The organism is Virgibacillus sp. 7505 (genome assembly GCF_002272135.1).
Classification (GTDB): Bacteria; Bacillota; Bacilli; order Bacillales; family Amphibacillaceae; genus Terribacillus.
The window spans coordinates 235,528-260,009 of sequence record NZ_NPBF01000025.1; the positions used below are offsets into that span (position 1 = coordinate 235,528).

General features: G+C 44.6%; 19 protein-coding genes. 17 read left to right on the forward strand and 2 right to left on the reverse strand.

All coding sequences use genetic code 11. The annotated features are described in order from the left end of the window. Nucleotides 1-66 precede the first annotated feature (66 nt). The 3 genes from CHH91_RS10940 (at nucleotide 67) to CHH91_RS10955 (ending at nucleotide 3,488) form a co-directional block, all read left to right on the forward strand. Nucleotides 67-1,116 (forward strand): SDR family oxidoreductase, encoded by a 1,050-nt coding sequence (locus CHH91_RS10940; protein ID WP_095223470.1) that lies wholly within the window; start codon nucleotides 67-69, stop codon nucleotides 1,114-1,116. 155 nt (nucleotides 1,117-1,271) lie between these two features. Beyond that, a complete protein-coding gene (sstT, locus tag CHH91_RS10945) occupies nucleotides 1,272-2,510 on the forward strand; it encodes a serine/threonine transporter SstT (protein WP_095223471.1) in 1,239 nt (412 codons plus the stop codon). 477 nt (nucleotides 2,511-2,987) lie between these two features. Further along, nucleotides 2,988-3,488 carry a GNAT family N-acetyltransferase gene (locus CHH91_RS10955; RefSeq protein ID WP_095223473.1) on the forward strand — a complete coding sequence of 167 codons (501 nt, stop codon included), beginning with the start codon at nucleotides 2,988-2,990 and terminating at the stop codon, nucleotides 3,486-3,488. Between the two features lie 185 nt (nucleotides 3,489-3,673). Here CHH91_RS10955 and CHH91_RS10960 read toward each other — a convergent pair whose 3' ends face one another. Next, entirely contained in the window at nucleotides 3,674-4,561 is an 888-nt protein-coding gene (locus CHH91_RS10960) for a LysR family transcriptional regulator (RefSeq protein ID WP_095223474.1), read from the reverse strand. Nucleotides 4,562-4,695: 134 nt separating this feature from the next. On the opposite strand from CHH91_RS10960, the gene fumC reads away from it, so the two are divergent. Further along, nucleotides 4,696-6,084, forward strand: a complete 1,389-nt coding sequence (gene fumC / locus CHH91_RS10965) for a class II fumarate hydratase (protein ID WP_095223475.1) — start codon at nucleotides 4,696-4,698, stop codon at nucleotides 6,082-6,084. A 413-nt stretch (nucleotides 6,085-6,497) separates the two neighbouring features. Here the strand turns inward: fumC and CHH91_RS10970 are convergent, their stop codons facing one another. Next, nucleotides 6,498-7,205 carry a GntR family transcriptional regulator gene (locus CHH91_RS10970; RefSeq protein ID WP_095223476.1) on the reverse strand — a complete coding sequence of 236 codons (708 nt, stop codon included), beginning with the start codon at nucleotides 7,203-7,205 and terminating at the stop codon, nucleotides 6,498-6,500. A 167-nt stretch (nucleotides 7,206-7,372) separates the two neighbouring features. On the opposite strand from CHH91_RS10970, the gene CHH91_RS10975 reads away from it, so the two are divergent. From CHH91_RS10975 to CHH91_RS11035, 13 genes are all read left to right on the forward strand, one after another. Beyond that, nucleotides 7,373-9,271 carry a beta-glucoside-specific PTS transporter subunit IIABC gene (locus CHH91_RS10975; RefSeq protein ID WP_095223477.1) on the forward strand — a complete coding sequence of 633 codons (1,899 nt, stop codon included), beginning with the start codon at nucleotides 7,373-7,375 and terminating at the stop codon, nucleotides 9,269-9,271. 12 nt (nucleotides 9,272-9,283) lie between these two features. Further along, the gene (bglA, locus tag CHH91_RS10980; RefSeq protein ID WP_095223478.1) at nucleotides 9,284-10,723 is read left to right on the forward strand and encodes a 6-phospho-beta-glucosidase BglA; all 1,440 of its coding nucleotides are present in this window, start codon (nucleotides 9,284-9,286) and stop codon (nucleotides 10,721-10,723) included. Between the two features lie 171 nt (nucleotides 10,724-10,894). Then, nucleotides 10,895-12,955 carry a BglG family transcription antiterminator gene (locus tag CHH91_RS10985; RefSeq protein WP_095223479.1) on the forward strand — a complete coding sequence of 687 codons (2,061 nt, stop codon included), beginning with the start codon at nucleotides 10,895-10,897 and terminating at the stop codon, nucleotides 12,953-12,955. 17 nt (nucleotides 12,956-12,972) lie between these two features. Beyond that, complete coding sequence (locus tag CHH91_RS10990; RefSeq protein WP_095223480.1) at nucleotides 12,973-13,257, forward strand: PTS sugar transporter subunit IIB; 285 nt, start codon at nucleotides 12,973-12,975, stop codon at nucleotides 13,255-13,257. 21 nt (nucleotides 13,258-13,278) lie between these two features. Then, nucleotides 13,279-14,655, forward strand: coding sequence for a PTS ascorbate transporter subunit IIC (locus CHH91_RS10995; RefSeq protein ID WP_095223481.1), 1,377 nt, complete (start codon nucleotides 13,279-13,281; stop codon nucleotides 14,653-14,655). 32 nt (nucleotides 14,656-14,687) lie between these two features. Beyond that, the gene (locus CHH91_RS11000; RefSeq protein WP_095223482.1) at nucleotides 14,688-15,533 is read left to right on the forward strand and encodes a transketolase; all 846 of its coding nucleotides are present in this window, start codon (nucleotides 14,688-14,690) and stop codon (nucleotides 15,531-15,533) included. Further along, nucleotides 15,530-16,492, forward strand: coding sequence for a transketolase family protein (locus tag CHH91_RS11005; protein ID WP_095223483.1), 963 nt, complete (start codon nucleotides 15,530-15,532; stop codon nucleotides 16,490-16,492). Before CHH91_RS11000 ends, CHH91_RS11005 begins: the two co-directional genes overlap by 4 nt. 181 nt (nucleotides 16,493-16,673) lie before the next feature. After that, on the forward strand, nucleotides 16,674-18,728 hold the full coding sequence (locus CHH91_RS11010) for a hydantoinase/oxoprolinase family protein (protein ID WP_095223484.1): 2,055 nt from the start codon (nucleotides 16,674-16,676) through the stop codon (nucleotides 18,726-18,728). Continuing rightward, entirely contained in the window at nucleotides 18,728-20,701 is a 1,974-nt protein-coding gene (locus tag CHH91_RS11015; RefSeq protein ID WP_095223485.1) for a hydantoinase B/oxoprolinase family protein, read from the forward strand. Before CHH91_RS11010 ends, CHH91_RS11015 begins: the two co-directional genes overlap by 1 nt. Beyond that, nucleotides 20,685-21,752, forward strand: a complete 1,068-nt coding sequence (locus CHH91_RS11020; protein WP_095223486.1) for an ABC transporter substrate-binding protein — start codon at nucleotides 20,685-20,687, stop codon at nucleotides 21,750-21,752. The genes CHH91_RS11015 and CHH91_RS11020 overlap by 17 nt, the downstream gene beginning before the upstream one ends. A 1-nt stretch (nucleotide 21,753) precedes the next feature. Beyond that, nucleotides 21,754-22,833, forward strand: coding sequence for an ABC transporter ATP-binding protein (locus CHH91_RS11025; RefSeq protein WP_095223487.1), 1,080 nt, complete (start codon nucleotides 21,754-21,756; stop codon nucleotides 22,831-22,833). Beyond that, the gene (locus CHH91_RS11030; protein ID WP_095223488.1) at nucleotides 22,820-23,683 is read left to right on the forward strand and encodes an ABC transporter permease; all 864 of its coding nucleotides are present in this window, start codon (nucleotides 22,820-22,822) and stop codon (nucleotides 23,681-23,683) included. Before CHH91_RS11025 ends, CHH91_RS11030 begins: the two co-directional genes overlap by 14 nt. Next, the gene (locus CHH91_RS11035) at nucleotides 23,676-24,473 is read left to right on the forward strand and encodes an ABC transporter permease (protein WP_095223489.1); all 798 of its coding nucleotides are present in this window, start codon (nucleotides 23,676-23,678) and stop codon (nucleotides 24,471-24,473) included. Before CHH91_RS11030 ends, CHH91_RS11035 begins: the two co-directional genes overlap by 8 nt. The last annotated feature ends 9 nt before the right edge of the window (nucleotides 24,474-24,482 follow it).

Below are 24,482 nucleotides of genomic sequence, written 5' to 3' on the forward strand. Positions count from 1 at the left end.
GATGCATGTAATGACGGATCAGTCTCATACTAACGAGCAGAGAAAGCAAAAGGAGACTGAACGGAATTGAGCCATGAAACCTTTGAAGAATGTACTACAAAACTTAAAAAATTAAACGATCAAGTCATTGTTATAACCGGGGCATCCAGCGGTATCGGGCTGGTAACTGCCAGCATGGCAGCAGCTAAAGGCGCGAAAGTAGTCCTAGCTGCAAGGAACGAAGCAGCGCTAAAGGAGTTAGCAGAAGAATTACTTCAGGCTGGCCACGAAGCCGTTTATATACGAGCTGACGTAGGTATGGAAGAGGAAGTAAACAAGATTGCTGAGATGGCTATAAAATCTTTTGGCCGATTCGACACATGGGTTAACAACGCGGGTGTGACCATATACGGCAACGCGATGGATGTTAGCTATCAGGATATGAAGCGACTTTTTGCGACCAATTTTTGGGGTGTTGTGTATGGATCGAGGACAGCGGTACAGCATTATCTGGAGCGGGGAGTTCCAGGGACATTAATCAATATCGGCAGTGTTTTCGGTGATAAGGGTACATTGATTCAGTCTGTTTATGCGTCTTCGAAATTCGCCATCCACGGGTGGACTGACAGCCTGCGAATAGAGATGGAAAGAGAAGGGGCACCAGCTTCCATTACACTTATTCATCCAGGCAGAATTGATACACCGTATACCGAGCATGCCAGAAGTTATCTCGCACATCAGCCAGTTCATAAAGGCATGATGTATCCTCCAGAAGCGGTAGCAGAAGCAATCCTATACGCAGCGTCGCATCCGAAAAGGGATATCTATGTAGGCTCCCAGGCAAAGATGCTGCAATTTTTAGGAGCGAATTTTCCTAGGCTGACAGATAAATTATGGGAACGTATTTCTCCTCGGACACAGTATGATGAGACCAGGAAATCTAACACTCCTGAGGAAAGTAATCTGTATCATGCTGGTTACGGAATGCACGAACGTGGCGCAAATCTCGGATGGAAGCGAATACGAAGCATGATCGTTAAAGCGGCGAAGCACCCGGTATTGACTCGAGCTATTGTGGCTGGGATAAGTGTCTGGGCAGTGCTTAAAGTGAAACGAAATAATCAGGAGATAAATTAGCCGAAATTGTAAATAAATGATAATTTGTCAATTAATCTTGTAATCCCATGAAAATAACACTATAATTGTTCTTATTATAAAGACAGTTGTCCTTTTAGGGTGGACTTAAACAAAACTTCTCCCTTAGTACAGCATAAGATAGTGAGGGGATTTTCATGAGAAATGCTTTGAAACTGTGGAATCGGTTAAGCTTAGTGCAGCAAATTATTATTGGTCTTATTATTGGTATCATACTGGCTCTTACGATTCCGGATGCTGCACAGCCTGTCACAATATTGGGTACGTTGTTCGTCGGGGCATTAAAGGCAATTGCGCCAGTTCTGGTGCTCTTCTTAGTAACAGCGGCTATCGCCCAGCATAAAAAAGGCAAGCAGACAAATATGAAGTCGATCATTGTGCTTTATCTTGTTGGTACATTTGCTGCTGCAGTTGTGGCAGTAGTAGCAAGCTTCATGTTCCCTGTCAGTCTGTCACTTGCCGATAGTCCGGAAGATGTCGCGGCACCAGGTGGTATTGCTGAAGTTCTGCAGACATTATTGCTGAACATAGTTGATAATCCCGTCAATGCGATCGTAAATGCCAACTATATCGGCATCCTTGCTTGGGCCATCCTGTTCGGATTGGCGCTGCGTAATGCGTCGGATGCGACCAAGTCTGTAATTTCCAACTTGTCAGATGCTGTTTCGAAAGTAGTTACTTGGGTAATCAAGCTTGCTCCGTTAGGTATCATGGGTCTAATCTACCAATCTATCTCTGAAAACGGATTGGGATCACTGTTGAGCTACGGTAAGCTATTGGCTATCCTGCTTGGCTGTATGTTCTTTGTAGCCCTTGTGGTAAATCCGCTTATTGTTTACCTGCTCAGCAGGCAAAATCCTTATCCGCTAGTCCTTACATGCTTGAAGGAAAGCGGGATTACAGCATTCTTCACAAGAAGTTCTGCTGCTAATATCCCGGTGAACATGAAGCTTAGCGAAAAACTAGGCCTTGATAAAGATACGTATTCTGTCTCCATACCGCTAGGCGCAACAATCAATATGGCGGGTGCAGCAGTCACAATTTCTGTTTTGACTCTAGCTGCAGTTCATACGCTTAATATCCAAGTCGACATCTTGACTGCCATTATCCTTAGTGTTCTTGCAGCTATCAGTGCCTGTGGTGCTTCCGGCGTTGCCGGCGGATCATTGCTATTGCTTCCACTGACATGCAGTCTGTTCGGTATCCCTGCTGATGTAGCTATGCAAGTGGTAGGTGTAGGATTTATCATCGGTGTTGTACAGGATTCTGCTGAGACAGCGCTTAATTCCTCCACAGATGTCGTCTTCACAGCTGCAGCTGAATATAGGAAGAAACGGAAAGCCGATAAGAAACTAAAGATAAATCAAACAGCTTAATATAAAACTGCATCTTTGATAAGGTGCAGTTTTTTTATTTAGAGAAATTTGCAAGATACTTCTTTGTTATAATTAGTTAAATTATGTAAAAATACTAGAATAGTGGAGAAGACATATGGTTCATATAAAAATAGTAAAGAACTCAGAAGAAACAATGCTTCATAACCTTATGCAATTTTATATTTATGAATTTAGTAAATACAATCCCGAGATTAAGCTAGAGAAAGACTGTACTTATAAACCCTTCGATCTGAGTCGGTACTGGGAAGTGTACGAAAATAGGGTGTATGTTCAGAAGTTCCATACAAGTTCTCTCGTGTGAAAGTACGTATCGAAAAAAGAAAGCTATGATAATTGCTTGAGGACATGCGATCTTACGTGCCTTTTTTATTGCCTGTTTAAACTAGTGCAGTTTAAAGTAATAGATGATTTTAGGTACAATTAAAGTACAGGTTTTGGGAAGTGGAGGAGATTGTTTTGTTAATTAGAGAGATAAGGGTTGAAGACGCAGAGAACTTGATAAGTCTAATAAAGGAAGTTGAGAAAACCTCCGAGTTTATGCTTATGGAAGCTGGTGAAAGAAAAACCACTCCCGAACAACAACAAAAGCAACTAGAACGGATTGAAACACAAAGTAATGCAACAATATTTGTGGCTGAAGAAGAAGGCAAGTTAGTTGGATATTTATTTGCTATGGGCGGAAGCGTAAAGAGAACACAACATTCTGCTTATCTTGTTATAGGTGTACTACTAGAATATAGAGGAAAAGGGATAGGGACCAAATTATTTGATGCCGTCACTAAGTGGGCTGCAAAACATAATATAACACGATTAGAGCTAACTGCAGTTACAGAAAATACTGCTGGAGTGGCACTATACAAGAAAAGTGGATTTGATATTGAAGGAACGAAAAGAAAATCACTTGTTATAGATGGTAGGGCTTTTAATGAGTATTCTATGGCAAAACTGTTGGAATAAGCATATAAAAGCAAGCCAAGAACAGTTTCTTTTTCACATAACGAAGCTGTTCTTGTATGTCGTAATACCTAGAAAATCCCTCCTAAAGTTATTATAGCAGCTTTAAATTCCTAGTCTGCATCACTCAAATAATAAAGAATTATTGGTAACATACGTTCCAAATAATATTAACGAAAACAGGTTTTTCATAAATTTTCTCGGTGGAAATGCTCCACAATATATTGCTTAAACTTCTCCGCTATAGGAGATAAAAACTTTCCTTCCATACTAGCGATACCGATTGTTCGTTCACACTTTGGGGAGTTTATACGAACCTTAGCGATTTTCGTTCGATCCAAGCTTTTAACATCAGGAAGGATGGAAATGCCCATTCCTGCTCCGACGAAACCGGCAATCGTCGTTACCTCTTCGCCTTCAAACATAATTTTAGGAACAAGACCAACCTGTTCGAAGATAGAATCAATTGTTACGCGTAATGCGTAGCCCTCTTCCATTAGAATAAAGGGCTCGTCTGCAATTTCTTCTAAAGTGATGGATTCTCGATTGGCCAATGGATGATTTTTTGGGAAGAACAAGAATAGTTCCTCCTGCCATAACGTAGTCCATGCCATTTTGGATTCCATAGGGAATGATGCAAGCAGGCAGAGATCCAGGTTGCCGGATTGCAAGTTCTCCAGCAGCCAATTCGAATGGTTTTGCTTCAAATGAAAACGGACGTGCGGATATTCCTCTTTAAATGCTGCAATTATATTAGGGACGATTGTTGTTCCGAGTGTGTGCAGAAATCCAAGTGAAATTTCTCCTTTATCCGGGTCAAGCAAAGACTGGATTTCATCTTTTCCTTCCTGGAATTCCTTTAAGATGAGATCGACTCGTCTTAATAGTAGTTCTCCATACTTATTCAATTTAATTGTTCTGCCTTGACGGTCAAATAGCGGGGTACCAATTTGACCTTCCAGTCGAGCAATCGATCGGGAGAGAGCTGGCTGGGTAATGGACAGGATCTGAGCAGCTCTTGTGACATGCTGTTCACGTGCGAGTGTCTGGAAATATTCTAGTTGTTCCCATTCCATGCTGTAAGCCTCCATTTATTATGTATTACATAGAGTAATTAAAAACATATTTATTATGCATTATACATTATACAGTTAGAGTGTTACGATTTTTAAAGTGGTACAAAGATATAGGAAATCTGAGGAGGATTACCATGGATTATAGAATCGAAAAAGATACTTTTGGGGAAGTAAAGGTGCCGGCGGATAGATTCTGGGGTGCACAAACACAGCGAAGTAAAGAGAATTTTAAAATAGGATCAGAAAGAATGCCAGAGCGTGTAGTGAAAGCTTTCGCTATATTAAAGCGCAGTACGGCGATTGCAAATCAGCGCCTAGGAAATCTGGACAAAGAAAAAGCGGACGCTATTGTAACGGTCTGTGACGACATTCTTACAGGTAAGTACGATGACAATTTCCCGCTTGTGGTGTGGCAGACTGGAAGCGGTACGCAGTCTAATATGAACATGAATGAAGTGGTTGCAAACCTTGCTACTGCTTTGCTGAAGGAAAAAGGTTCAGATGCAATGGTTCATCCGAATGATGATGTGAACCGAAGCCAGAGTTCGAATGATACATTCCCGACAGCAATGCATGTCGCAGGCGTGCTGGCTGTTTATGAACAGCTGCTTCCTGCCGTCGATCAGCTGCGTGACACACTGAACACAAAAGCGGAAACGTTCCAAAGTATCGTGAAAATCGGCCGTACACATCTGCAGGATGCTACACCGTTAACGCTTGGCCAGGAGCTCAGTGGCTGGGTGCATATGCTGGATCGATCAAAAGAAATGATTACAGAAGCTACTGAAAAATTGCGTGCCTTAGCAATCGGTGGTACAGCTGTTGGAACGGGTATCAATGCCCACCCACAGTTTGGAGATACTGTTGCTGAAGAGATTACCAAGTTCACAGAACAAAAATTCATAAGTTCACCGAACAAGTTCCATGCGCTAACAAGCCATGATGAGATGACATATGCCCATGGAGCATTGAAGGCACTAGCTGCCGATTTGATGAAAATCGCCAATGATGTACGCTGGCTGGCGAGCGGTCCTCGCTGTGGCATCGGCGAAATTATCATTCCTGCAAATGAGCCGGGCAGCTCTATCATGCCTGGGAAAGTCAACCCAACTCAATGTGAAGCATTGACGATGGTGGCAGCCCAAGTTATGGGAAATGACGCAACGATCGGTTTTGCAGCAAGTCAGGGTAATTTCGAACTGAATGTATTCAAACCAGTAATCATCTATAACTTCCTGCAGTCTGTTCAGCTATTAAGCGACAGCATGGTATCCTTCCATGATAATTGTGCAGTAGGCATTGAGCCGGATGAACAAACAATTCAGGATAATCTAACGAACTCCTTGATGCTAGTAACTGCATTAAATCCACATATCGGTTACGAGAACGCAGCGAAAATAGCTAAGCTTGCACATAAAGAAGGACTAACACTGAAAGAAGCTGCTGTTAAGCTTGAAATGCTGACAGAAGAGCAATTTGATGAAATGGTGAGGCCTGAGGAAATGGTTAAACCGAATATTTAATACGTAAAGAAGCAACCAAGCAGCTAACGCACTTGGTTGCTTTTTATTTTCTATTAGACTTATGGCATCTTGCTTATACGGAGCATGTGCTTGAGACCTTTCCAAGCAACATGCCTATGATTGTCTCCGAAACGTTGAATATGAACTGTTATGTTTTCCCATTTCGCTTGAATTATAGGATGTATTTCTGTTGTATCTGCTAGGTTGTATAAAGTATCTAAAAAATCAATTGTTTCTTTTAGCAGGTATCTATAACCGTGAGGAGGACAGAAATGACATCTGGTATAGCAGAAAAAGCCTCAGATGATGATAAGTTCATTGTTAACTCCTCATAACAATCAGCAAAATACCATTCGTTCTTCTCTAGCTCCGCCTCCCAATCTTCGAATACCTTCATCAATTCTCTTCTCATGTTACAAAGAATACCCCGTCGACTGGAAGAAGAACTGAGACTGCTCGTAATTATACGAAATTCGTGAGAAGTCAAAAGGAAGACCATTGTTCAAATAGAAGATCGTCTCCACGAATAGTTTCGGGTCACCTGCAAGAAGTCCAAGATGCTGTGCTTCATCTTCATTCAGCTTCTGGATATGCACGTACATATCGGAAAAACCGATTTTAGCACCTAAGCCATTGCTGATGTAGTCAAAGATGGACCCGGTTGCAATCTCATTATTTAGATAGGTGACGATTGCTTTATTGTAATAGGATTCTTCAAGACAAAGTGTTTGTCCGTTGATATAACGGATTCGTTTGACGTAATAGACGTCGTCTTCAGGATTGATTTTCAGGTTGAAGGCGACTTCTGCTGATGGTTTTCGGATTTCGAGCGCCAGCACTTTGGCAGTTATATCGAATCCGCTCAGCTCATCACTGAAGCCTTGGTTCGAGAAGCTGATGTAGCCTTTTCGGTTGCGTCGCCGTACGAAGATGCCGCTGCCGCGTACTTGATAGACAAGACCTTTTCGTTCTAGCAGGCTAAGAGCTTTGATGACGGTGCTTTTGCTGGTTTTATATTGGGACATCAAGGTTTCCAGTACAGGCAGCTTGGTGCCTTGCGGAAGATCATTCTTTTCAATATCCTGTTGAATTTCATTGGCAATCTGCTGATATTTAAGCATAGCTACATTCCTTATTTGTTTAGATAGAGCGATTTTAGCACACTAGGCCTATAACGAAAACCCTACTCTTTTAAAATGCTCTATTAATTTTATTGGTTCACGCTTGATAAATTATACCGGTATAATTATAATGTAAGCGTATACTATAAGAAAAAGAGGTGTTCCAAGTGGCTGAAAAGGTAAGGGATTATCCAAAACTTGCTGGAGATATATTGGAGGCTGTCGGTGGTGAAGAGAATATTGTAAATGCTACCCGCTGTGCGACACGTTTACGTTTAGTGCTGAAACGTTCGAAACCTTCTGCTAAACAACAGGTTTCAAGTTTGCCGGGAGTCATCACTGTTGTAGAAAATGGCGGTCAATTCCAAGTCGTTATCGGTCAGCATGTCGGCGAAGTATATGATGAATTTGCCAAACTCGTAAATGTTGATACTGCTGAAGCAGGTAACGAGAACAAAGGCTCAATTCTTAATCGAATCATTGCGACAATGTCAGCTGTATTTGCGCCATTCATCTATGTGCTTGCAGCGGCAGGTATTCTGCAAGGTGCACTTATTCTTATAAATTTGCTTTTTCCGAGCTTCGAAACGACAAGTACGTATCAAGTATTTAGCTTTATTTCATGGGCGCCGTTTACGTTCCTGCCGATTTTCATTGCTATTACGGCCTCTAAGCATTTCAAGACAAACACGTATATAGCAGTTGCTGCTTGTGCGGCGCTTGTCAGTCCTGATTGGGCAACGATGGCAGCAAGCATTGCAGACGGAAACAGCATGAACTTCCTTGGGCTGCCTTTGACGGAAACGACTTATACATCATCCGTCTTGCCGCCACTATTCCTAGTCTGGATCCTTTCTTACTTGGAGCGCTTCTTGAACAAGCATATGAACGAAGTAATCCGCCCGCTGTTCGTTCCATTGATTTCTATCATAGTCATGGTTCCGCTCACGCTTGTAGCAATTGGTCCATTGACTTCTCTTGGAGCAAACGGAATTGCAAACGGATACAATTTCTTGGCTGAGTACGCACCATGGCTTGCTGGAGCGATCATTGGTTCCTTATGGCAGGTTATCGTTATCTTTGGTGTTCACTGGGGCATCACGCCGATGGTCTTGGCAAACTTCGAGCAATACGGCCGTGATTCTTTCCAGGCTTATCAAACGATTGCGGTTATCGCACAGGTTGGTGCGGTAATTGGTGTTATTTTGAAAGCGAAAAGTAAAGAAGTTAAAAAAGTCGGTGTTTCTGCAGGTGTTACAGGTATATTCGGCATAACTGAACCAGCAATCTACGGTGTGACACTGCGATTCAAGAAACCATTTATCATTGGTTGTATATCTGGTGCAATTGGGGCAATTGCAGCAAGTTTCTTCAATCCATATTATTTCGCTTATGCTGGACTTCCGGGACCATTAACTATTGTGAATGGTATCAATGGAGACTACCCTACAAGTTTCATAGGTATTGTTATCGGTGCCGCTATCGCTATCGTGCTGCCAATCATCTTGATTCAGATTTTCGGTTTCGGTGAAGATACTGCAGCACAAGCTGACAGCAGTGTGGCAGTAGATCAGAAAGTTGGCAACGCAGAAGCCTCTGCAGCAGAAAACAATGAAGAAACGATTCATGCTCCACTAAGCGGTAAATTAGTTGCGCTGGAAGAAGTTCCGGATGAAGTGTTCAGTTCAGGAGCTATGGGGAAAGGGCTGGCAATTGAGCCTAGTGAAAATAAAGTTTACGCTCCATTTGACGGAACCATCGTTATGCTCGCACCGACAAAGCATGCGATCGGATTACGCTCTAAGTCAGGTGCAGAAGTGTTGATTCATGTAGGTCTTGATACAGTTAAGCTGGATGGCTCACCATTCATGCTGTATGTAAAAGAGGGAGACAGTGTCAAACGAGGAGATGTGTTGAGTGAGTTTGACATTGAAGCGATTGAAGCGGCAGGAGTGCAGACAATTACGCCTATCATTGTGACCAATCCGGCTAATTACAAAGAAATCATCATTGACGAAACAGAGATTACGACACAAGGCAATGACTTGCTGACGGTTGTGAAATAGGAGGAGATAGAGATGAGTACATTACCGAAGGACTTCTTATGGGGCGGCGCACTTGCCGCCCACCAATTCGAGGGTGGCTGGAATCAAGATGGGAAAGGCCCAAGCGTTATTGATGTTTTGACAGCCGGTGCACATGGTGTGCCGCGGGAACTTACAGAAACGGTGGAACCGGATAAGTTTTATCCAAACCACGAAGCTATCGATTTCTACAATCGCTACAAAGAAGATGTTGCATTATTTGCAGAGATGGGTCTTAAGTGCTTGCGTACATCCATCGGCTGGACACGTATCTTCCCAAAAGGTGATGAAGAAGAGCCGAACGAAGCTGGTTTGAAGTTTTACGATGATCTTTTCGATGAACTGCTAAAGCATGGAATTGAACCGGTCATCACGCTGTCCCATTTCGAAATGCCATTACATTTGGCGCGTGAGTACGGTGGATTCCGCAGCAGGGAGGTTGTCGATCACTTTGTCCGTTTCGCAGAAGTATGCTTCAACCGTTATAAAGACAAAGTTAAATACTGGATGACTTTCAATGAAATCAATAATAAAATGGATACCGATAATCCTTTATTCCTTTGGACAAACTCTGGTGTCACGGTAAAAGAGGGCGAAAATGCACGTGAAGTGATGTACCAGGCTGGTCACCATGAGCTAATTGCCAGTGCACTAGCGGTTAGCAAAGGGAAGGAAATCAACCCTGAATTCCAAATTGGCGCCATGGTATCACACGTGCCGATTTATCCATATTCCTCCAATCCAAACGATGTGATGCTCGCAGAAGAGCTGATGCGTGAACGTTACTTCTTCCCGGATGTACATGTTCGCGGCTATTACCCAAGCTATGTACTGAAGGAATTCGAACGGGAAGGCTACAACATCGTATTCGAAGCTGGTGACGAAGAGATCCTTCGTAACGGGACGGTTGATTACCTCGGTTTCAGTTATTACATGAGTACAACTGTTAAAAGTGATAAAGAAGTCGAGCAAGACAGGAATATGACAAATGGCGGATTGGCACAAAGTGTAGAGAACCCTTATATCAAAGCAAGTGACTGGGGATGGTCCATTGACCCAACCGGCTTGCGCTACACATTGAACCGCTTCTACGACCGTTATCAAATTCCATTGTTCATCGTCGAAAACGGATTCGGAGCAGTGGATACCGTAGAAGAAGACGGATCCATCCACGATCCGCAGCGAATTGATTATCTGCGCTCTCATATCGAAGAGCTCATGAAAGCTGTTAATTACGATGGCGTCGATTTGTTAGGCTACACGCCATGGGGCATCATTGATATCGTTTCCTTCACAACTGGTGAAATGAAAAAACGCTACGGCATGATCCACGTTGATCGTGATAATGAAGGAAATGGCAGCATGAAGCGGTCTAAAAAGGATTCTTTTGAGTGGTATAAGAATGTGATCAGTTCGAATGGAGAAGAGCTGTAAAACTAGAAAACCTTGGATGGAGAGTGCTCCTTCCAAGGTTTTTTGATCTCATTTTAGGTACAAATAAAGTGATTATCCCAATCTTGTAAAGAGGGACATACAACTTTTGTACTCAATCACCAGTCAAAATGTAAGCGCTTTAATATAGAATGGAACCAGGAGGTGAATCCAATGATGCTAGACAAGCGGCCATCCATCCTGCTTGAGCTGCTTATCCGTTCACAGCATATTACATTGCAGCAGCTCATGGATCTCACTCATTTATCTAAAAGGCAGCTGACTTATGATTTGGAAAAGCTGAATGACTGGCTTACAGCAGAGCAGCTGCCGCAAATCTTATATAAGGGTACACAGCTCATTCGTGTTCCACAGGAGGTGGTGCAGTGTTATCAGAAGAAGCAGCTGATACAAAATGGACAGCAGTTTTTATTAACAGAAGAAGATCGTCTGCCTTTTCTTTACCTATATCTATTTATAAGGACGGAGCCTGTATCATCCTATCATTTAACGCATGTGCTCCAAGTTAGTAAAAATACGGTAGTTGCAGATATAAAACGTGCCAATAAGCTGATTAATCCATTCTTAGTAGAGATTCGGTATACAAGACAAAATGGCTATCACCTTAGAGGCTCCGAAGCGGATAAAAGAATTTTGGTGCAAAACCATCTGGCGAAGATACTGCAAAATCCCGCATTTCCCACAATAGTGGAACATCTGACGGCACATATAAAAGATGTGACGGCAGGAGATGTGCAAGCTTTATTACAGACAATGGAAAAGGATATTGGACTTCAGTTCGTGGAGGAAAGACTTGATCATTTCACTTATTTTCTAGTGCTGTATGCCTGCCGACTTCGTGAAGGAAAAACAGTTCGTTTTCATGAAGACGAAATTCTGAATATGAAACAAGATGCAATGTGGGATGTAGCACTTTCTGTTTTCGAAAAGCTTCAACTGCCGCTTGATGAACATGAAGTCTGTTATTTCAGCATCCACTTGCTTGCTCTTTCATTAGGTCAAATTCAGCAGGAAAGCAATACGCGAGATTTGCTGTATAAATTGTGCGAGCAGCTGGTTTTGGATTTTGAGAATAAGGCTGCTGTCGTGTTTGAACGGAGGGCGAATGTCGTACGTACCCTTTATCAGCATATGAGACCAGCCTACTATCGAATGAAATACCGAATACCGATACACAACCCGCTTTTACAGCAGATAAAGAATGAGCACGAAGAATTGTATCTGATTGTACAAGAGCTGTTACAACCGGTGGGAGACCTGCTGAATATTGTTATACCGGAAGAAGAGTTAGGATTTATTACGATTCACTTCGGCGCGCTATTAGAAAAGCCGACACAGCAAATGCCAAGGAAGAAAAGAGCGCTAGTCGTCTGTCCGAGCGGTATAAGTTCTTCCTTGATGGTGAAATACATGCTCGAATCATTATTTTCGGAAATCGTGGTTGAAGATACATGCTCGCTTCGTCAATTCGAACAGAAAACTGAAATGGATTATGATGTCATCTTCTCAACAATTGATCTGCAAGCGAGTATTCCGTGCTTTCATGTTAAACCGATCATGTCGCCCACCGAAAAAAGCTCTTTAGTGAATGGCGTGTATGAAACTTTATTTGGTATCCAATACAGTGGGGTATCAGTCAGAGAGCTGCTTCAGGAGATCGGTCGATATGCTACCATCCATGACGAAAAACAATTGGAGAACATGCTGCGAACACTTCAATTCCATCGTAAAACAGAGCGCAGAAAGGAGAATCAGCCAGTGTTACAAGACTTGTTATATGAAGATACGATTCAATTCGCTGAAAGTTTATCAAACTGGCAAGATGCCATTGCCTGCGTTGCCAAGCCTTTACTGCAAAATAAATCTATCTCGCCATCCTATGTAGAGGCAATGATTGAAAACATAGAAAAACTAGGTCCTTATGTGGTGATAGGTCCGGATGTTGCTATTCCGCATGCCAGACCAGAATCCGGTGTACATGCAGTAGGGATGAGCTTTTTAAGGTTGAAGGAGCCTGTCTATTTTTCAGCAGATCGTACAAAAGGAGTTAGATTGCTATTTTGTATTGCGGCGATTGATAACAAGACACATTTAAGAGCACTGTCGCAGCTGACAAAACTGCTCAGTGATAAAGAAAATGTCACGACATTGATTGAATCCGATAGTAAGGAAGAGATACTTGCATTGTTCAAAAGTTATTCAACTATAGCTTAAAAATTGGAGGAGTTATTATGAAGATATTAGCAGTTTGCGGGTCAGGACTAGGAAGCAGCTTTATGTTGGAGATGAATGTCCAGCAGGTTCTGGCGGAGTTGGGTATTACCGGGATAGAGGTCAGCCATTCTGATTTGAGCTCCGCGACGCCTGATGATGCAGATTTGTTTATCGCTGCTAAGGATATTGCAGATGGGATGCATCATTTAGGTGAAGTGATCGTAATTGACAGCATCATCGATATGGATGGAATCAAAGCAAAGCTTCAAGAGGTTCTTCAACAGAAAGGTATCATTTCCTAAAGAACAAAGGGGGAAAATCTAATGGTCGAAAGATTTCTGAAACTTGTCATTGACATCCTGAGCACACCAGCCGTATTGGTCGCATTGATTTCCTTGGTTGGATTAATCATCTTGAAAAAGCCGCTGAGCGAGATTATCAAAGGGACGACGAAAACATTCCTTGGTTTCTTGGTAATATCTGCTGGTGCGAATATCATTGTTGGCTCACTCGATCCATTCGGACAAATGTTCCAGCACGCATTCAATGTAAATGGTGTCGTACCGAATAATGAAGCTATCGTAGCGATGGCGCTGACGGAATATGGAAGCACAACTGCATTTATTATGTTCTTTGGTATGTTAGCCAATATCCTGATCGCGCGTTTCACTAGATTGAAATTCATCTTTCTCACAGGTCATCACACGCTATATATGGCCTGTATGCTGGCTGTCATCCTTGCTGTATCAGGACTGAAAGGAATTCCGCTTATCATTGTCGGTTCTTTGGCGCTTGGATTGATCATGGCTGCCTTTCCGGCAATCTGTCAGCCTTTCATGCGGAAAATTACAGGTAACGACAATGTAGGCTTCGGTCATTTCTCCAGCCTAGGCTACGCACTTTCCGGTGTGGTAGGAAAGGTAGTAGGGAAGGGATCCAGATCTACAGAAGACATCAAGTTTCCGAAAGGGCTGGGCTTCCTGAGGGATAGTTCGGTTACGATCTCACTTACCATGGTCGTACTTTATGTCATCATTGCACTATTTGCTGGTCCGGCATATGTGGAAGGTGAATTAAGCGGAGGCACTCACTATATCGTCTTCTCTATTATCCAAGGTGTCACGTTTGCAGCAGGTGTATTCGTCATCCTTACAGGGGTGCGCCTTGTGCTAGCCGAAATTGTTCCGGCGTTCAAAGGGATATCTACAAAGCTTGTTCCGAATTCTAAACCAGCACTTGATTGCCCGGTAGTTTTCCCTTATGCACCGAATGCAGTTCTTATTGGATTCTTCTGCAGCTTCCTGGGAGGAATCGTTGGCATGGTGGCACTTGGTCTCGCGGGAGCGGTTATTATTTTGCCGGGCGTTGTACCGCACTTCTTTACAGGAGCTACAGCAGGTGTTTTTGGGAATGCAACTGGCGGAGTGAGAGGTGCAACCATCGGAGCATTTGCAAATGGTCTGCTGATTACTTTCCTTCCTGTATTTTTGATGCCGGTACTAGGAGATCTAGGGTTCGCTAGTACGACTTTCTCAGACGCAGACTTTGCGGCATCTGGCATCGTACTTGGACAGGTGGCGAAAATGTTCGGTGCGGCTGGTGTCACTGTAACGGTTGTTGGTCTCGTCGTGCTGGCCGTTGTCTTCGGATTGTTCAAGCGTAATAAAAAGACAAATGACTCCAATCAGATTGGTGCGTAATAGAAGCTGAACAGGAAAGGAGAAGATAGAGGATGGATTTAGCGAAGGTAGAGAGGTTTCGGGACGAAATCAGATTGAAGACGCTGCAGGAACTTCACCATTTAGGGTTTGGACACTATGGAGGAAGCTTGTCTATCATTGAAACATTAGCAGTACTGTACGGCGACGTGATGCAAGTCGATCCCGATGATCCAGCATGGGAAGATAGAGATTATTTCATCCTGTCCAAGGGCCATGGCGGCCCAGGGTTATATGCGGCGCTTGCGGTAAAAGGTTACTTTCCTCAGGAGATGCTGTATACACTGAATCAAAACGGTACAAAACTGCCTTCTCATCCAGACAAAAACCTGACGCCAGGAGTGGATATGACAACGGGTTCGCTTGGTCAAGGTGTATCTGCAGCCGTGGGAGTTGCTCTATCTCATAAACTTTCCAGTCGTAATAACAGGACATTCTGTATCGTAGGAGACGGGGAACTGAATGAAGGTCAATGCTGGGAAGCCTTTCAATTCGCAGCTCATCATAAACTGCACGACTTATGTGTTTTCATTGATGATAATAAGAAGCAGTTAGATGGTCCGACAAAGGATATCATTGATCCGATTGATTTTGCAGCGAAAATGGATGCCTTTGGCTTTTATGTTCACAAAGTGGACGGAAGTGATGTAGCGGCCATCCATCAAGCAATCTCACAAGGTATCAGTCAAAAGGAAAAACCAGTAGCCATAGTCTTGGATACGATCAAAGGACAGGGAGTCCGGTATTTAGAGGAGCTGGCAGATAATCACCACATCAGGCCGAACGAAAAAGATACAGCAGCGATTGAACAGGCAATCTATGAGTTGGAAACGAAACTGCAGCAGGAGGTGAGAGGATGATCTCGACTGTTTATGAAAAAGAAAAACGAGAGATGCGTCAGGTCTACGCTGAAACCATCCTGGAACTGGCAAAAGCAAACCCGGAAGTCATTGCCTTGGAGGCAGACTTGATGAGTGCAATCACAACGAATAAAATCAAAGCTGAGATACCGAATCAGCTTATCAACAGCGGTATCATGGAGGCTAATATGATGGGAGTTGCTGCTGGTTTATCACTTACCGGGAAAATTCCTTACGTACACACTTTTGGTCAGTTCGCTACGAGAAGGACATTCGACCAGCTGTTTGTATCCGGCGGATATGCTAAGACAAATATCAAAATCCTCGGGTCTGATGCAGGGATTACGGCAGAGCATAACGGCGGAACTCATATGACGTTTGAGGACATCGGTCTCATGAGGCTGGTTCCGCAAGCGCATGTTTATGAGGCTAGTGATTCGACCATGCTTGGCTACCTACTGCGGCGTATTGAAAAGGAGCAAGGCATCCACTACATCCGTACAATTCGGAAGAATGCCATCAAGCTTTATGAGGAAAATGAAACCTTTGAAGACGGAAAGGGAAAGCTGCTGCGTGACGGCGAAGACATCACGATCATTGCAACCGGCATTATGGTTGCAGAAGCACTGCAAGCTGCAGAAATTCTCGAACAGCAGGGGATCCAAGCAGCTGTCATCGACATGTATTCCATTAAACCGATTGATGCAGAATTGATTGTGGAATATGCTAAAAAGACCAAAGCTATCGTAACAGCGGAAAATCACAATGTAATCGGAGGATTGGGTAGTGCAGTCTCAGAAGTATTAGCTGAGAATCACCCTGTGCCGACTTATAGAATAGGCGTGCGTGAGCAGTATGGGCAGGTTGGTAAAGTAGATTATTTAAAGACTTTTTATAAGCTGCGTGATACCGATATTGCAGAGGCTGTAAACAAACTGTTAACAAAACACACGTTCTAAATAGAGAGTTTGGCTTATGCCACTAGTAGTTAATTACACGAGGAGATCAAGTAATATTTGATCTCCTTTTTTTTGTTCAAGCTATTAATTTGTCAAAATAATTAGCAAACGGTATAATCCCTATTGATATTATCAGATTTATAGGTTTTAAGAAATTGCTATTATTTAGGAGAGATGTGTGTTGGGTGATATACATTATGAGCTGGGGATCGATATCGGGGGGACTTTTACCGATCTAACCCTAAAGGAGATAGATGGATCTGGCATCTGGAATGTAAAGACACCAACTGTACCCAAGGATCCGGCTAGCGGTATAACGAATGGATTGCAGCTTTTCAAGGAAAAGGGTATCGATTTGACGAAGATATCTTATTTCGTGCATGGGATGACAATTGGATTAAATACGCTCTTACAGCGGAATGGGGCAAAAATCGGATTGCTGGTGACGGCTGGTTTCAGGGATATTCTATCAATCCAGCGTCTGCGTCTTCCAGTGCCATATGATCTTCATTCCAGATTACCGGAAAGTCTGATTGAACGGCAGCATGTTTATCCAATTCAAGAACGGATGCAAGCCGACGGCGAAGTGTTCACATCATTGGATATGAATGATGTAGATCAGGCAATTGATCAAGCTGTTGAAGCGGGCCTAGAAGGGCTTGTTGTTTCTTTCTTACATAGTTACCGGAACCCTGCGCATGAATTGCAGGTTGTGGGGCGAATTAAGGAACGTGCTCCACATTTGTATGTCGAGGCTTCCTCATCTATTTGGACAGAGATGAGGGAATATGAGCGCACAGTTATTGCTGCGATGAACGTTTACATACAGCCCAACGTGAAGCGCTATTTCGAAACACTCGTGGAACGGCTTGAGCAGGAAGGTATCCAAGCGAAGCCGTTCATCACACAATCCAATGGTGGATTGATGGAAATCCACGCTGCGGCTGAACAGCCAGTTAAAACCTTGTTCTCAGGTCCCGCTGCTGGTGTTATGGGAGCAGTTCAAGCAGCTGACGCATCAGGTATTGATAATGTCATCACTTTTGACGTCGGCGGTACAAGTGCTGATATTTCGTTGATCGAAGGCGGTGAAATTCTCTATACCCAAACAAATGAATTGGGGGGGCTGCCAACCATTCTTCCGTCAGTGGCCATTTATTCGATTGGAGCAGGCGGCGGTTCGCTTGCATGGATTGATAAAGGCGGCATCCTGAAGGTAGGACCGCTGTCAGCGGGATCTGACCCAGGACCTGCATGCTACGGCCGCGGGGAAGAACCAGCGCTAACGGATGCGTTTCTTTTGAGCGGATATTTAAATAGTGCATCGTTTGCCGGGGGAAATGTCGGACTTGACCAAGATAGATCAGCTGCAGCCTTTCAGAAAATTGCTGACCATCTAGAAAGTGATGTGCTGGAAGCGGCTGACCAGACGATTCAGGTAGCAGTAGCGAATATGTTCACCGAGTTAAGTAATGTATTGGAGCAGCACGGAATTGATCCAGGCGATTTCAGTTTGATGGCTTTTGGCGGTGCGGGCCCAGTTCTTGCCAATATGGTTGCAGAAGAAATTCAGGCCAAACGGGTTCTTATACCTGGAAATCCAGGTAATCTTTGTGCACAAGGATCTTTGGCGGCTGATTTTGTTTATGATGCGATCACATCCAGACAGGTACTGCTGAATGAAATGGACAATGCGGAATGGCACGAGATCTTCACAGCGATGGAACAGGAAGCAACAGAATGGCTGGACCGTCAGCAGGTAGATGCTTTCCTCCAATCAACGCAGCTTCATCATACGATCGATGCCCGTTATAAAGGACAGGCGTTTGAACTGGAGGTACCGTTCCAGCTAGATTGGCTGAAATCAGATCCTGGTTTGAAGGTAGCGGAAATTTTCCATGCGCAGCATGAGCGGCTTTACGGACATAGCGATCCAAACGCGAGCATAGAGCTGATGAATTTTAAAGTGCGTATTGTTGGAGAAACAGCTGTGAATAGTCATGCAGCCACTGTGGTGAACCAGAATTCTCTGGAAACAAGCGAGCGTTCCGTTCGGATCAATGGACAAACATACACCGCAGTTATTGTAGATAGAACAGCATTGCAGCCAGGTATGGAGATACAAGGACCAGCAATCATTGAACAGCCGGATACAACGACAGTTGTTCTGCCTAGCTGGAAAGCCGAAACAGATGAAGCAGGCAACTTGTTATTGGAAAGAAAGGAGATGAACTAATGCGTTCGAATCCCGCACAACTAGAGATTATGCGCAGTTATTTCAATGCCATCGCTACTGGGATGGGGCACGTCATCGAGCGGACAAGCTTCACAACGTTCGTTAAAGAATCCGCCGATTTTGCGACAGCACTAGCTACTCCTGAAGGCGAGTTCTACATGTATCCAAAATCAATCGGCGTAACGATCTTTCTTGGATTGAGTCTGCGTAAGGCGATTGAATCGGTAGGGGAGGAAATCGAAGAGGGTGATATTATCATCACGAATGATCCGTATACAACGGATGGTCTTGCTACCCATTTGCCGGATGTGCATGTGTTCAAACCGATTTTCCATGATGGAAAGCTGGTGAGCTATGCGTGGGCATTCGTCCATGTCAGTGATGTTGGCGGTCTTGTACCTGCAAGTATTTCCCCGACTGCGACAGATGTGCACCAGGAAGGCTTGCGGATCCCGCCTGTGAAGCTGTATCGCAAAGGGATGCCAAATAAGGATGTATTATCATTCCTTCGTTTGAACAGCCGGGTAGCCGATTTGAATGAAGGGGATATCAACGCGATGGTGGCAAGCGTGAACACAGCTGAAAACCGTCTGCACCGTATGATCGACAAGTTTGGATTGGAAGCTGTACAAAATGGTATCGCTGACTTACTGGAGCAAGCAGAATCACGGTCGCGTGAAGTGCTTCGTCAGATTCCTGATGGGGAGTATTCGTTTGCCGATTACTTGGATGATGACATGGTATCAGAGGTGCCGATCCGCTTGGCAGTCACACTGCGTGTAAAAGATGGGGATATTACACTCGATTTCTCGGATAGTGATCCTCAGACACAAACAGCTTTCAACTTGGTGACAAACGGACAGAAGCATAGTTTTCTGTACCAAGGGCTGATCAATTTCATCATTACATCTGATCCGCATATTCCGAACAATGGCGGGATTACGAGACCATTCGCTGTCGTTGCGCCGAAGGGGACGTTAGTGAATCCCGCTTATCCAGCGGCAGTAGGTATCCGTCACTCGATCACGATGCGGATGTACAATGTTGTGCTAGGTGCGATTGCCCAGGCTTTACCTGAGCTTGTACCAGCTGCGGGCGCCGGTCAATCGGCTATTGTCGTTCTGTCTGTCCCGCAGCCTGATGGAACGCGGAATATGGCTGTCGTAGAACCGATGGGCGGCGGAGGCGGAGCTCAGCTGGAACAGGATGGTATCGACGGGATAGATCATTCTTCAGGCTTCCTAAAAAATACGCCGATTGAAAGCTTGGAACAGCATATCCCTGTCTTAGTCGAGCGATATGAATATGAGAAAAATACAGGCGGAGCAGGGCAGTATCGCGGCGGCCATGCCATTACGCTTGCTTTCCGTATTTTGGAGTCGGATTCCATGGTAACTGCAAGGGGAATGGAGAGATTCCGATTCCAGCCTTGGGGGTTAGCTGGCGGACAAGCTGGACAGCGAGGCTATGTTGTACGTAACCCAGAAGAGGAAGCGGAGAAGTTGCCGAAAATCGATGTACTCCGCCCAGCGAAGGGAGACATCATCTCCATCACATCACCAGGCGGAGGCGGATTTGGTCCTGGCTATCTTCGTCCAATCGATAAAGTGGTAGCAGAAGTGGCGGATGGATTGCTTTCTGCGGAGCGTGCAGCAGAAGGCTATGGAGTCATCTTTGGCGATAATGGCGTAGACGAAGCTGCAACGAACGATGCGCGTTCAAAAATGGAAGCAGCTGATAAAGAGGCTTGGGATTTCGGTGCTTTTCGTTCAGATTACGAAAGTGTTTGGACAGCGGAAGCGAGTGCTGCATTGGCAACCGAGCTGCGCCGCTACCCAGCTAATCTGCGTAATGATTTCAAACGGCAGGTGCATCGTCAGTTCAAAGCACAAAAGCAGCCGCTGACAAAACAGGATGTTTTAAATACTTTACGCCAAGTGACGGGGGAGGAAACGAATGAAACGAATAGGTAAATACGCTGCTGCCAGCGTAGCACTCATTTTATTGCTTGTATTGGTTTCGTGCAGCAGCGGTGAAGAAGAAAAATCCGTCACTATCGGTGTATACGGCGGTGACTGGGAAGCGAATATCGGGGAAGCCCTTGATAGCTTCGAGGAAGAGACAGGCATTAAGGTCAATGTCATTGCTGGAACAGATGCCGAATGGTATATGAAGATGAGGGCAGCAGACGGCTCCAACGTCCCGTACGATCTGTTAATCCTGCAGCCTGATACGATTCAGCGTGCTATGTCTGCTGATTTGTTGGAGCCGCTTGATGAAGAGAAAGCGCCGCATGTAGCAGAGCTGTATGATTCTGTTCAGCAGCGATTCGAAAAAGACGGCAAGGAATATGCAGCAGCGTTCAGTATGGGGCAGCTGGGTATCGCCTATGCTCCGGATGCAGTAGAGAATGTACCGGAAAACTGGCTCGACTTATCTGATGAGGAATACCAAGGACAGCTTGGGCTGTCTTCTCCATCATATTCGGCAGGTTTACAGTTCTTCTCAGGTGTGACGCAGGCCCTCGGGGGGGAAGAAGGCAACCCGGAAGATATCGATAACACGTTTGAGGAACTAAAAAAGATCAATAAAAATGCTGTCGCTTATCCAGATAATCCTGGAACGATCCAGACATTGCTGGATAGAGGAGAAATCAGCATCATTCCATTCTGGGATGGCCGGATTTTTGCGCTGCAGGATGCTGGTATGGATATCGACTTTGTATATCCGAAAGACGGTGCGGTGGCAGCTGTAGCCAGCTGGGCCATGATGAAAAATGCACCGCATGAAGAGAATGCTTATAAGCTGCTTGATTACTTGAGCAGTCCTGAAGTGCACAGTATGTTCTCGGAGAAATCCTACTATGGTATGGCAAATGAAAATACACAATACAGTGACGCAATCAAGGATAAAGTCAAAGTCGGGGAAGATCAGTTTGCTTCCTTGAAGTGGGTCGATTATGAGGTTTCCACAGGCCAAGTATCCGAATGGACAAATAGATGGTCACGAGAGTTGGGGGATTAACATGAGTGGAATAAAACTCGAAGGAATCAGCCTGGATTATGGCAATCATTTAGCATTAAAAGAAGTGGAATTGGAAATTAAACAAGGGGAGTTCTTTTCTTTGCTTGGTCCAAGCGGCTGCGGGAAATCGACACTTTTGAATATCATTGCGGGATTTCTAGGTCAGACGACTGGTGTTGTTTATATCGGAGATAAGGACGTAACGAATATACCTCCTTATAAGCGGAACCTCGGGATGGTTTTTCAGAACTATGCTCTTTTCCCGCACTTGTCCGTCCGGGATAATGTGGCATATGGTCTTAAGAACAAGAAAATGTCCAAGCAAGCAATCAAGCAGAAAGTGGATGAATCACTTGCACTTGTCCAGCTGGAATCCTATGCAACGCGCATGCCGCATCAGCTGAGCGGCGGACAGCAGCAGCGAGTCGCAATTGCCCGTGCACTTGCTATTGAACCAAGTGTACTGCTGCTGGATGAGCCGCTAAGCAACCTCGATGCCAAGCTGCGGAAAGAGATGCAGTTCGAGCTGCGCCGAATCCAGAAAAGTGTTGGCATCACTACTGTTCTCGTAACACATGATCAGGAAGAGGCGCTTAGCCTGTCCGACAGGATTGGTATCTTAGGAGATGGTGTCCTGCAGCAAGTAGGCGAGCCGCTTGACGTATACCGGCGCCCAGCTAACCGCTTTGTCGCTGAATTTATCGGTCAGGTGAATATATTTGATGCAGTGCTTAGCGAAGGTACCGTTTATGAAACAGCCGCTGGATTCAAGCTGGAGGCTCAGCCTCACGGGAAAGATGTACAGCCGAAGCGTGCCCGTTTCATGCTGCGGCCGGAACGTATCTTCCTTAAACAGGATGCAGCTATAGGCTCCCTGAATACCGTACATGCTGTTGTGAAAGAGAGCAGCTACATCGGAAATGCCATCCGGATCAGGACAGAAGTTGGCGGAATCGAACTGGCTGTCCATGCACCGGATCCTCTGTTTCCTGTTCTTCCGGCTCCAGGCGAGGAGCTTGCACTTTCGTGGAACAAAGAAGATATCATTTACTTAGAGGTTTTAGATCATGAAAGCAACTAAACAAAAGAAATTTTATGCTGTTTTATTAGCTCCGACTCTGATCTTTCTCGGTATCTTCTTGCTTTTGCCGCTCATTCAGCTGCTGATTTTGAGTTTCCAGCAAGTAGATAATTTCTTTGAGGTTATCGGCGGGTACACGTTAGGTCATTACGTCGAGGTGCTGACAACACCAGTTTACTTAAAAACGATTTGGCAGACGTTATTTGTAGCAGTTATCACTACGGTGATTTGCTTGATTCTGGCTTATCCAGCTGCTTATTTGCTTGTTCGATCTTCTAAGCGCTGGCGGGCATTTTTCTACATTTTGCTTGTTTCTCCGCTGCTGACGAGTGTGGTCATCCGTACATTTGCATGGATTATCCTGCTTGCACAAAACGGACTCGTTAATGATGTCCTGATGAAGACGTCAATCATAGATGAACCACTGGATATGCTCTGGAATATGAATGCTGTCATTATTGCTTATGTACAAGTCATGCTGCCGTTTGCAGTTCTGCCGATTGCAACTTCCATGTCGGATATCAAGGGTAATCTGCGTTCTGCATCCATGATTCTTGGCTCAAACCGCATTGCGACGTTCTTCCGTGTCACCTTGCCGCTAACGATACCAGGAATGATCAGCGGTGCGATGATCGTCTTCTCGCTTGCAGCAGGCAGTTATATTACACCGCTTTTAGTGGGCGGACGAATGCAGCCTTTACTGCCGCTTTCCATCTACCAGCAAATCATGCAGGTCTATAACCTGCCGCTAGCAGCAGCGATGGCCTTTACATTGATGGTGCTCGTGTTCCTTGTGATTGCTGTACTCGGTTATATCCTGAAGAAATGGGAGGTGCGTGTGAATGGGTAAGAAAGGTACAAGATGGCTCGACAGTCTCATTTGGATAGCTGGCATAGCTGTCTATCTATTCCTGACGATTCCTGTACTCGTCATCATTTTGTCAGCTTTCAGTCCGACGGAGTATCCGCAGTTCCCGCCAACCGATTTCTCAGTACGATGGTTTAAAGAGGTCTTTCAGAGTGAACAGTGGATGCAATCACTTTGGTCCAGCACACTCGTCATGATCATCGTGACACCGCTGACGGTATTACTCGGGACGATGTCGTCTTATGCATTAGCTCGATTATCGTTCCCAGGTAAAGGGCTGATTCAGTCCTTCATCATGTCACCTTTGATGATTCCGCAAGTCGTGCTCGGAGTTGCGCTATTGTATCTGTTTTCTTCACTAGGGTTATTTGGGTCAACATTAGGGCTTATCATCGGTCACATCGTAATTTGCTTCCCGTATGTCGTGCGTACTGTGTCTGTCAGTATCACGAACTTGGACAGCAGACTGGAGCTTGCTTCGATGAACCTTGGTTCGACACCATGGCAGACATTTTATCGCGTCACACTGCCTTTGATCAAACCGGGAATCATCGCTGGTGCTGTCTTTGCAGCAGTAACATCATTCGGTGAAATCTCCATCAGTTTGTTTGTCAGTACGCCGGAGACGATCACAATTCCTGTTCGAACGTTCGGTTATATCGACCAAACCTTTGATCCTAGCGTCAATGCCATCGCCGTAATCTTTATTGCGTTGTCGGTCATTGCGCTTGTAATCATCGAGAAAACAATTGGTCTATCAAAAGTAATGTAAGCAGAAAAA

Bases quoted from the DNA above. Each gene is read 5' to 3' on its own strand.
- sstT (WP_095223471.1), top strand. From the start codon at position 1,272: ATGAGAAATGCTTTGAAACTGTGGAATCGGTTAAGCTTAGTGCAGCAA.
- CHH91_RS10985 (WP_095223479.1), top strand. From the start codon at position 10,895: ATGATGCTAGACAAGCGGCCATCCATCCTGCTTGAGCTGCTTATCCGT.
- CHH91_RS10995 (WP_095223481.1), top strand. From the start codon at position 13,279: ATGGTCGAAAGATTTCTGAAACTTGTCATTGACATCCTGAGCACACCA.
- CHH91_RS11035 (WP_095223489.1), top strand. From the start codon at position 23,676: ATGGGTAAGAAAGGTACAAGATGGCTCGACAGTCTCATTTGGATAGCT.
- CHH91_RS10960 (WP_095223474.1), bottom strand. From the start codon at position 4,561: ATGGAATGGGAACAACTAGAATATTTCCAGACACTCGCACGTGAACAG.
- CHH91_RS11025 (WP_095223487.1), top strand. From the start codon at position 21,754: ATGAGTGGAATAAAACTCGAAGGAATCAGCCTGGATTATGGCAATCAT.
- CHH91_RS10990 (WP_095223480.1), top strand. From the start codon at position 12,973: ATGAAGATATTAGCAGTTTGCGGGTCAGGACTAGGAAGCAGCTTTATG.
- bglA (WP_095223478.1), top strand. From the start codon at position 9,284: ATGAGTACATTACCGAAGGACTTCTTATGGGGCGGCGCACTTGCCGCC.
- CHH91_RS11030 (WP_095223488.1), top strand. From the start codon at position 22,820: ATGAAAGCAACTAAACAAAAGAAATTTTATGCTGTTTTATTAGCTCCG.
- fumC (WP_095223475.1), top strand. From the start codon at position 4,696: ATGGATTATAGAATCGAAAAAGATACTTTTGGGGAAGTAAAGGTGCCG.
- CHH91_RS11000 (WP_095223482.1), top strand. From the start codon at position 14,688: ATGGATTTAGCGAAGGTAGAGAGGTTTCGGGACGAAATCAGATTGAAG.
- CHH91_RS11005 (WP_095223483.1), top strand. From the start codon at position 15,530: ATGATCTCGACTGTTTATGAAAAAGAAAAACGAGAGATGCGTCAGGTC.
- CHH91_RS11020 (WP_095223486.1), top strand. From the start codon at position 20,685: ATGAAACGAATAGGTAAATACGCTGCTGCCAGCGTAGCACTCATTTTA.
- CHH91_RS11015 (WP_095223485.1), top strand. From the start codon at position 18,728: ATGCGTTCGAATCCCGCACAACTAGAGATTATGCGCAGTTATTTCAAT.
- CHH91_RS10970 (WP_095223476.1), bottom strand. From the start codon at position 7,205: ATGCTTAAATATCAGCAGATTGCCAATGAAATTCAACAGGATATTGAA.